The organism is Mesorhizobium sp. M1143 (assembly GCF_040318435.1).
In the GTDB taxonomy this organism is placed as follows: Bacteria; Pseudomonadota; Alphaproteobacteria; order Rhizobiales; family Rhizobiaceae; genus Mesorhizobium.
The window spans coordinates 1-1,176 of the sequence record NZ_JAMYMJ010000179.1 but is presented as its reverse complement, the minus strand read 5'-3'; the positions used below and the strand labels follow the sequence as shown (position 1 = coordinate 1,176).

Sequence of the window (1,176 nt, the reverse complement as noted above, 5' to 3'; positions counted from 1 at the left end):
CATTTGGCAGCTCCGCATGATCAAGAGCCGGGCTGAAGTCAGTAAAATCAAAAAGGCTGTCGACATCGCGGGTGCCGTATACGCCCAAGTGCCCGATTTCGTGAAAATCGGCGATACTGAACGTACGATTCTTCGGGAATTCCGCAGTCGCCTCAATATGGGCGGCGCTGGCGCTATCCCGACCCTAATTTGCAGATCCGACGTCGGCGGGCCTTTCGAGATCACGGGCGGGCCAAGGGACCGGCCGATCGCTAATGGCGACCTGCTCTTCATCGACACGGGTACGACCTTCGACGGGTATTTCTGCGACTACGATCGCAACTATCAGATTGGCAGCGCTACAGATGCCCTACGGTATGCTCAAGAGAAGGTTTGGCAAGCGCACGAGGTTGGGCTTCGAGCAGCAACAGCAGGGGTTACGGCCGGATTTGTCTTCGAACAGATGGCCAAGGCACTCTCTTCGGGTGGGGCGGACCTCAATAGTAACGGGCGCATGGGGCATGGACTTGGGCTGCGGCTAACCGAACCGCCGTCAATTCGGCTGGAGGACAATACGGTGTTGCAGCCGGGCATGGTGCTCTGCATTGAGCCTGCTTTGGAGTACGAGCCCGGTAAAATCGTCCTTCATGAGGAAACAGTCGTGGTCACTGAAGGAAATGCCCAACTACTCACGGTTCGGGCGCCGAAGCAGCTTCCGCAGATACGCTGATAAGCTTCTTGGCATTCGCCCGAGGACGATTTTGGCGGCGAGGTAGTTAGATCCTGCGAGTCATATAATTGAAAGTTCCCTAGCTACCTCCGCAAAGGCCTCAACCGCACGGTCAATGTCTGCAGTGGAATGCGCCGCCGACATCTGCGAGCGGATACGCGCCTGGCCTTTCGGCACCACCGGGAAGGAAAAGCCGATGACATAGATTCCGCGCTTCAGCATGCGCTGTGCCATCTCCTGCGCCAGGCTGGCATCGCCCAGCATTACCGGGATGATCGGATGATCGGCTCCGGCAAGCGTGAAGCCGAGCTTGCCCATTTCGGACCTGAATCGCGCCGCATTGGCATATAGGCGCTCGCGCAAGGCATCGCCGTTGCGGATCAGCTCGAACACCTTGATCGAAGCGCCGGCGAAAGCCGGCATGAGCCTGTTGGAGTAGAGATACTGGCGCGACCGCTGGGGCAGCC

At 58.4% G+C, this 1,176-nt stretch carries 2 protein-coding genes; one reads left to right on the top strand and one right to left on the bottom strand.

Annotation, left to right across the window (positions count from 1 at the left end; translation table 11 throughout):
• Window positions 1–709, top strand: a 709-nt coding sequence (locus NKH35_RS31780) for a M24 family metallopeptidase (RefSeq protein ID WP_352917577.1), incomplete at its 5' end; no start/stop codon positions are given.
• Between the two features lie 60 nt (window positions 710–769).
• Here the strand turns inward: NKH35_RS31780 and NKH35_RS31775 are convergent.
• Window positions 770–1,176 (bottom strand): aminotransferase class I/II-fold pyridoxal phosphate-dependent enzyme (locus tag NKH35_RS31775; RefSeq protein ID WP_352917576.1); only part of this gene is annotated, 407 nt, incomplete at its 5' end.